The sequence below is a fragment of the Pelovirga sp. genome, from assembly GCF_059864205.1.
In genome coordinates this window covers 1-7,989 of sequence record NZ_JCBCBS010000113.1, presented here as the reverse complement: position 1 = coordinate 7,989, position 7,989 = coordinate 1, and the positions used below count along the sequence as shown (strand labels likewise).

General features: G+C 54.5%; 7 protein-coding genes. 3 read left to right on the top strand and 4 right to left on the bottom strand.

Going from position 1 to position 7,989, the window contains the following annotated elements:
- Positions 1 to 112: 112 nt before the first annotated feature.
- Positions 113 to 1,735 (bottom strand): ATP-binding cassette domain-containing protein, encoded by a 1,623-nt coding sequence (locus AC6F7T_RS07425; protein ID WP_500717467.1) that lies wholly within the window; start codon positions 1,733 to 1,735, stop codon positions 113 to 115.
- A gap of 37 nt (positions 1,736 to 1,772) precedes the next feature.
- Positions 1,773 to 2,645 (bottom strand): ion transporter, encoded by an 873-nt coding sequence (locus AC6F7T_RS07420; protein ID WP_500717465.1) that lies wholly within the window; start codon positions 2,643 to 2,645, stop codon positions 1,773 to 1,775.
- A 132-nt stretch (positions 2,646 to 2,777) separates the two neighbouring features.
- Here AC6F7T_RS07420 and AC6F7T_RS07415 point away from each other — a divergent pair, with 132 nt between their 5' ends.
- A complete protein-coding gene (locus tag AC6F7T_RS07415) occupies positions 2,778 to 4,184 on the top strand; it encodes a DUF4147 domain-containing protein (protein WP_500717464.1) in 1,407 nt (468 codons plus the stop codon).
- On the opposite strand, the gene AC6F7T_RS07410 is transcribed toward AC6F7T_RS07415, so the two are convergent.
- On the bottom strand, positions 4,178 to 4,822 hold the full coding sequence (locus tag AC6F7T_RS07410) for a general secretion pathway protein GspB (protein WP_500717463.1): 645 nt from the start codon (positions 4,820 to 4,822) through the stop codon (positions 4,178 to 4,180). The two genes, AC6F7T_RS07415 and AC6F7T_RS07410, sit on opposite strands and share 7 nt — an antisense overlap.
- Before the next feature lie 2 nt (positions 4,823 to 4,824).
- Positions 4,825 to 6,480, bottom strand: a complete 1,656-nt coding sequence (locus AC6F7T_RS07405; RefSeq protein ID WP_500717461.1) for an AAA family ATPase — start codon at positions 6,478 to 6,480, stop codon at positions 4,825 to 4,827.
- Positions 6,481 to 6,877: 397 nt separating this feature from the next.
- On the opposite strand from AC6F7T_RS07405, the gene trhA reads away from it, so the two are divergent.
- Both trhA and AC6F7T_RS07395 read left to right on the top strand, forming a co-directional pair.
- On the top strand, positions 6,878 to 7,543 hold the full coding sequence (gene trhA / locus AC6F7T_RS07400) for a PAQR family membrane homeostasis protein TrhA (RefSeq protein WP_500717460.1): 666 nt from the start codon (positions 6,878 to 6,880) through the stop codon (positions 7,541 to 7,543).
- A gap of 202 nt (positions 7,544 to 7,745) precedes the next feature.
- Complete coding sequence (locus AC6F7T_RS07395; protein WP_500717458.1) at positions 7,746 to 7,940, top strand: PEP-CTERM sorting domain-containing protein; 195 nt, start codon at positions 7,746 to 7,748, stop codon at positions 7,938 to 7,940.
- Positions 7,941 to 7,989 lie beyond the last annotated feature (49 nt).

Sequence of the window (7,989 nt, the reverse complement as noted above, 5' to 3'; positions counted from 1 at the left end):
GGTGAATCGGATAATTCCCCGGACGGGACTTTAACCCGCTAGATATTCAACTGTTACTGCGAACGGACATAATGCCGATTTAAACAGCAAATCGGTATTATGTCCCCCGATTTCACCGATTTCCGGTCTTTTCCAGATAATATTCATACCCTCCCGCAAAAGGGGTCATGACACCATGGTCGATCTCAAAAACACGACTGACCAGTGAACGCAGAAAGTGGCGATCGTGACTGACGATCAATACGGTCCCGGCAAACCCCTGCAGCGCTTGCAACAAAACGTCGCGCGACTGGATATCGAGGTGGTTGGTCGGTTCATCAAGGATCAGCAGATTTAAGGGGCGGCCAAGCAGGGTGGCGAGCACCAGGCGCGATTTCTCCCCGCCGGAAAGTTTATCAACCCGTTTCTCGACATCATCCCCCGGAAACAAAAAGGCCGCACAGAGATTCCGCAGCACCCCGACGGTCAGTTGCGGCAGGGCATCCTGTACGGTTTCGTAAACGGTTTTTTTCGGATCGAGCAGATCCATCGAATGCTGGCTGAAATAGCCGGGGAAGACATTGGCGCCAATCGTCACATCCCCCTGACTCGGCGCTGTCTGCTCACTGAGAACTTTCAGAAAGGTCGATTTTCCGGCGCCATTGATCCCCACCACCGCGATCTTGTCGCCGCGCTGTACCAGCCCGGACACTCCGGAAAACACCGGCAGATCGCGGCCATCCTCGCGTTGCCAGTCCTTGGCGAGATCCTTGAAGGCCAGTACATCATCACCACTGCGCGGCGGTTCAGCAAAGTCGAAGCGCACCAGCCGCTGTTCCTGGGGCAGCTCGATCCGGTCAATTTTTTCCAGCTTTTTCACCCGCGACTGCACTTGGGCAGCATGGGAGGCACGAGCCGCAAAGCGGGCGATGAATTCCTCTTCCTTGGCGAGCATCTCCTGCTGACGGCGATGGCTGGCGATCAGCTGCTCGCGGCGAATGTCGCGCTCGCGCAGATAAAAATCATAATTACCGCCATAAGTGGTAATGGTGCCGTTGCCTACCTCGATAATGCGCGTCACCAGCCGGTTCATAAAATCGCGGTCGTGACTGGTCATTAACAGGGCGCCCTGGTACTCATCGTTGAGCCAGTTTTCCAGCCAGATGATCGACTCCAGATCGAGGTGGTTGGTCGGCTCGTCAAGCAGCAGCACATCGGGATTTAAAGTGAGAATCCGGGCCAGGGCAATGCGCATCTTCCAGCCACCGCTGAAGCTTTCAACCGGGCGGTTATAGTCGTCGGGGCCAATCCCCAGACCGGTGAGTACTGCCTGGGCGCGTGATTCCAGATCATAACCACCACGCTGCTCGTATTCCTGCTGCACATCACCGTAACGCTCGAGCAACTGGGCCATGGCGTCATCATCCATGGGCTCGCACATCTGCGCTTCCATGGCGGCGATCTCCTGTCCGAGGCGTACCGTCTTCTCCGAGGCGGCGATCACCTCGTCAAGGGCGCTGCGGCCGGCCATGTCACCGACATCCTGCGAGAAATAACCGATCACCGTCTTTTTTGAACAGGTGATATCACCACCATCGAGGCCTTCCTCGCCGGTGATCAGACGGAAAATGGTGGATTTACCGGCACCGTTGGGGCCAACCAGACCAGTGCGGCTAGCGGGAAGGATCTGGCAGCCGGCATTTTTGAACAGCACCCGGTTACCGTGCTGCTTGGTGATATTCGTCAGATGAATCATTGGCCAATTCCTGTAGGTCTGATAGTCAAGGGGCGACTCATGAATCGCCCCTGGGTTTTGTATCGGGCGCGGTGGCGGGATTAGCGTTAAGCATCCCTTTCAGTTCGCGGATCTCGCCGCGCAGACTGTTGATATCCCGGTGCAGTTCCTGCTCCTTTTCTTCCGCCAGTTCCTCGATTTCCCGCATCTGTTCTTTCTGTGCAACATGGGCCTGGCTCTGCATGGCATCAACGATCACGGCGATAAACAGATTGAGCATGGTGAAGGTCGCCAGCATGATAAAGGGGACAAAAAACAGCCAGGCATAGGGAAACACCTCGAGCACCGGCCGGACGATCCCCATCGACCAGCTTTCCAGGGTCATGATCTGAAAAAGGGTGTACATGGAGGCGTTGATGGAACCGAACCAGTCGGGGAAATCGGCACCAAAGAGCTTGGTGCTCATGACTGCCGCCACGTAAAAAACCAGCAATAACAGTGCGATAATCGAACTCATGCCGGGAATCGCCGCCAGCAACGCTGACACCACCACGCGCATGCGCGGCGACGCCGAGGCCAGACGCAACACCCGCAATACCCGCAAGCTGCGCAGAATACTGAAGGCACCGGTCGCCGGCACCAGAGCAATACCGACGACGATAAAATCAAACACCCGCCAGGGTTCGTGGAAAAACCCTCGTGGCCCCATGGCAACAATCGCCAGGGTCAACTCGACGACGAAAATCAACAGGCACAAACGATCAAGCTGAAACAGAATATGACCGTAGGGTTCGTTGATGGTCGGCACGGTTTCCAGCCCGAGGAGTACCGCGTTGACCAAAATCACCGCAATCACCAGCCGCTGGATGGTGCGGCTTTCGAGCCAGTAGTACAAACGGATACGCCAGTCCATTAATTGCTTTGTTGTCATTTTTTTCCCATTAGGCTACGACTTTTGCCGGGACAAATCCCCTGTTCAAACGCTGGATGTTAAAGCAGGAATCAGGTTAAAATTCAATGGAAAATGACAGTCCCCCTTTACCCTCATGCGGGATCAAACACCATGGCCAATAACCCAGGCACACCAACTCCGCAGCGACAAAACCATCGCCACCATCTGCAGCAGATATTTCAGGCGGCGTTACAGCGCGTTGACCCTTACCAGGCGATCCACTCCAGGGTCAGCCTGTGCGGCGACCTGCTGCGGGTCAAAACCGAAGAGCTGGCAATCGACCTTGACTTGACCCACTATGACCGTATCCTGCTGCTGGGAGCGGGCAAGGCCACGGCGCCGATGGCGCGAGCATTCGAAGACCTGCTGGGGGAACGCATCGACACGGGTCTGATCTGCGTCAAAGAGGGGCACCTCGAACCGCTGCAACGCATTGAAGTGATCGAAGCCGCCCATCCGATCCCCGATCAGCGCGGATTGACCGCTGCGCACCGCTTTGCGGAACTGGCCAACATCGCTGACGAGAAAACCCTGATCATCAACTGCATTTCCGGGGGCGCTTCGGCCCTGCTCCCCTACCCCCTCGATCCACAATCTTCCGCCGGCCGAGCTGCTGTTTCCCTGGCCGACAAACAGCTAATCACCAGCCTGCTGCTGGGCTGTGGCGCTCCCATCGAAGAAATCAACTGTGTCCGCAAACACCTGTCGGCCATCAAGGGGGGACGCTTTCTGCGCCTGGCAGCACCTGCCCGGAGCCTCAATTTTATTCTTTCCGACGTTGTCGGCGACGACCTCAGCAGCATCGCCTCCGGCCTGACCAGTGCGGATCCCACCACCTTCAGCGACGCCATCAACATCATTGATCGCTATCAGCTGCGATCGCGAACCCCGGCCAGTATCCTGGCGGCCCTGGAACTGGGTCAGTCCGGCAGATTGGCCGAAACCCCCAAGGCGGGTGACAGCTCGCTTGCCTATGCCACCAATATTCTTATCGGCACCAATCGTCACGCCCTGCTGGCGGCAGAACAGCAGGCCAGGCAGCTCGGCTACCACACCAGGGCGGGTAGCGTCATGATCAGCGGCGAAGCCCGCCACGCCGCCCGTTACCTGGCTACCATTGCCCGCGAGGTTGCCGCCAGCGACCTGTTCATGGAAAAACCGGCGTGTCTGCTGTTTGGTGGCGAAACGGTGGTCACGCTGCAAGGGAACGGTAAAGGGGGGCGCAATCAGGAACTGGCGCTGGCATTTCTGTGCGAGTTGGCAGCATGGGGAGATGATCAGAACAAAAAGGTGACCTTTCTCTCGGCCGCAACCGACGGCAACGACGGACCAACCGACGCCGCAGGCGCTTTTGCCGACGCCGAGATCCTGTCACGCGCCGAAAGCGCCGCTCTGGAGATAGATCGCTACCTTGGCGACAACGATTCCTATCATTTTTTCGAAAAAGTTGAAGGGTTGCTCATGACCGGCCCGACCAACACCAATGTTGGTGATCTGCAGATAATCCTTATTTACTGACCCCGGCGCGGCAGCAGAAAAAGGTAACTACCGCTACGCAGAATCGCTCCATTCGGGGTAATCTCCTCCACCGTCAGGTTCTCCGCTAGCTGCGCCCCTGCCCTTACCAGACGACCGTTGATCTGCACCAGACTCGCATCTGCAGCGGCGGGATTATAGGCATGCAGCGCCATCTGCAGGGCCGGCAAGCGCCTGCGCACCTCCGGCGGCAGGTCGCTGATACGGTAGACGGGATCCTCTGTTTTCGCGGAAGGAGAAGAAGGAACCGCTGCCGTTGGTTCTGTGCGCTGCTCCAGCCCTGCCCCTTCAGATTCTTCAACCCCCGCTTGGCGCTGGACATCAGGCTGGGGAGCTATCGAGGGCGCCGGCGCCGGCAACGGCGCAGGCATAACAACAGTATCTGCAACTGGAGCCAAGGGTTGCACCAAAACCACATCTGAATTCCGTGAAGATTGCACCACCAGGATTGCCAGCAACAGCAGAATACACAGAAACAAAAGCGCAACCGCTACCAGGATCCAACGCCGGGAAACGGCTGCTATTGGCGCCGGCGGCTCACAGATGGCCTGGGGTTCCTCACCGGCTAATGCTCTGCGCCTGCGTTCCGATTTATTCAGGGCATCAAGAATAAAAGACATATTCATTGCTCCCCATAAGCATTAAGACGCGGCTGATCGATGGCATGGCGAGAATTGATCAGCATCAGGGTGTGGGGACCAACCAATCCGTCAGGATTGAGATTGTGCTGATGTTGTAAGGTCCGCACTTCATTTACCAGTACCTGATCAAACATGAGATCCGCCATCTCACGAATTGCGCGCCCGTTTAACTTTGCCATCTGCTGCTCGAGCCAGAACATGGTAATCCCTTCGTCACCGGCCCGCAGTACCCCTTCATATCCCGGTGGTGGCTGCCAGAGCAGGGTGAAGTCACCACTCCATTGACCGCGCAGGACGTCAACCGGAACCCGCACCAGATCAGTACCGACTATCAGGGTCGCCATCGTTTCGTCAAGGGCTGACAAGGTGGCATAAAACCCATCATTGCCGTGGAGATCACGAAGCATCAACACCGCCGGATGATTCAGGGTGCGTAAACGTGAAAGATCTCCTTCTCCTTCCAGCACTACCAGTCCATGGGAATGACCAGGAGGCATTGTCGTATCCTCCGCGAAAACACCTGGATAGCCCCAGAGCGCCGACAACGTCTGCATGGCCAGGGCGCGACTTTGCACTGTTGATAACCCTGCCGGTCGGCTGATGAAAAAATCTGCGGGGTTTTCCATCATTGGCACTTCAGTCAACTGCAAATCTTCCCGGGGGGCTTCCTCCTGACTCAGATGTTCCTGGAGCGAGTGGACAGGGATGCGCACCAGGTTTTCCTGTCGCGGTGCCGGCAGCAACAGAAAGATCAATGCCCCAACAACGACGACCATAACAATCAGCAAGAACGAAAAGAGCCATTTTTCACGGGATCGTTGCTGCTGGTTTCTGCCCAGTATTTCTCCGGCCGCCTGGGTCAATAACTTCGCACTGACCTGATGCTCTCCCCGCCCATAGGCGCCCAGCAGGGCGCGATCACAAATCAGATTGATTACTCGCGGCACACCACCACTCAAACGGTAGAGTCGGTCAGTCGCTGTTGACGAAAAAAGCGGGCGTTCAACGCCGGCTTTAGCAAGGCGATAGGCAAGATAGGCGGGAAGCTGAGAGCGAGAAAGGGGTTCCAGGTGATAACGGGCAGTCACGCGCTGAGCGAGTTGACGTAAATCCGGGCGCTCAAGCAGCCGGTTCAATTCCGGCTGTCCGAGCAGGATCACCTGCAACAATTTGCGCTTATCGGTCTCAAGGTTAGTCAGCAGGCGAATCTGTTCAAGAACTTCAACGCTCAAATTCTGCGCCTCATCAATGATCAGGATGACTCTTTTATCGCGACTGTGTGCATCCAGCAAAAACAGATTCAAGCGATCGACAAAAACCTTGATACTGCTGGTTTCCGGTGGATATCCAATCCCCAGCTCGTCACATATAGTAGCCAGCAGCTCAACTACTGACAACTTGGGATTGAGAATAAATGCAACCTCGGAATTTTCTGGAATATGGTTGAGCAGGCAACGACAGACAGTGGTTTTTCCGGTACCGACCTCGCCGGTGAGCAGGACAAAACCACTGTCGGCTTTCATACCGTAGAGCATATGAGCAAGAGCCTCGCGGTGTTTCTCGCTCATGTAGAGAAATTGTGGATCGGGTGCGATGGTAAAGGGATCTTCCTTGAACCCGAAATATTCTTTATACATGGTTAACAAAACCCCGGTCTGAAGCAGACAAAACAGACACCAGGAACAGGATATACCACAAACGACAAATCCAGGTCAGCTGAAACAACGGCGGGGGGAGGTGTCAGACAAAAAAATGCCCCGTGATCAGGAGGGGATCACGGGGCGACACACTAAGGAGGTAACGAGAGAGTACTGCTGAAATACCTTTTGCCTGCCACAACAAAATGTATTTGAAACAAACTTAACTGTTTTAGTCAGGCTTGTCAACAGGATTTTGAAATTTTTTTTCAAAAAGCAGAAGTTGGGCACAAACCAACGTAATACTTCTGTAAAACAGTAACTTCAAGTGCTGCCTGACCTTTACGTCAATGCTATACTGCAGAGATGGACTTAAACACAAATACTGGAGCACTAGATGAATGAACTATCATCGAATCCGAAAAGATACAGCCTTGCAGAAGAGATCGCCAACAGCGTTACCCACGGCGTGGGTGTGCTGCTGTCCATCGTTGGGCTGATTGTTCTGGTTAACCTTGCCGCCACCCATGGAAATGTATGGCATATCGTCAGCAGCAGTATTTTTGGTGCCACCCTGACCCTGCTGTATCTATCTTCAACCCTCTATCACAGCATTCCGGCACCAGGCGCCAAAAAAATTCTGCGTCTGCTTGACCATATCGCTATTTACCTGCTGATTGCCGGCACCTATACCCCTTTCTTGCTGGTAAACCTGCGCGGTGCCTGGGGCTGGTCATTATTTGCTCTGGTTTGGGGGATTGCTCTGACAGGGATCGTTCTCAAGGTGACGCCGTTGGGGCACAAGCGTGGTCTGTCACTGACCCTCTACCTGGCCCTCGGCTGGATTATTCTGATAGCGATCAAACCGCTGCTGAACTACCTTGAACCTGACGGTATCCGCCTGCTGGTCGCCGGCGGGATAGCCTATACCGGCGGCGTCATTTTTTATGGCTGGAAACGCCTGCCCTATAATCACGCCATCTGGCATCTGTTTGTCCTGGCCGGGAGTTGCTTCCACTTTTTTGCGGTACTGTTCTATGTGATTCCACGAAACGCCACCTGACCCCTTGATCAGGGCTGTTCTTTATCGTGTAATCGGAGGGTAATCGGTGTAATCGGGGTAGGTAATCGGGGTAGAGTAGAGAGCAGGTCTCAGCAGCTTTAGGTTCGGCTTATCCATTTTTTGAGTGGCTTTATGCTGTTGACAGTACATTTTTAGAAGTCAATAAGTCCTATATTTTTCTAACACAGACGATCGCTACAAGGTGATCTATACTCTTTATGGCCCAAGCGGTCATTATTATTTCGAATCAACAACTTTCAACAATTCTCATATCATTAAACTGACACTAGAATTGACATACACACTTCAACCCGTCCCAGAACCCTCAACTATTCTTCTCTCAGGCAGTGGTCTCTTAGGTCTTGGTTGGTATGGACGGAAGCATATAAAATCATAGTAAAAAGTATTTCAACGAATAAAGGCGGGGGCAGCATTTGTCTCCACTT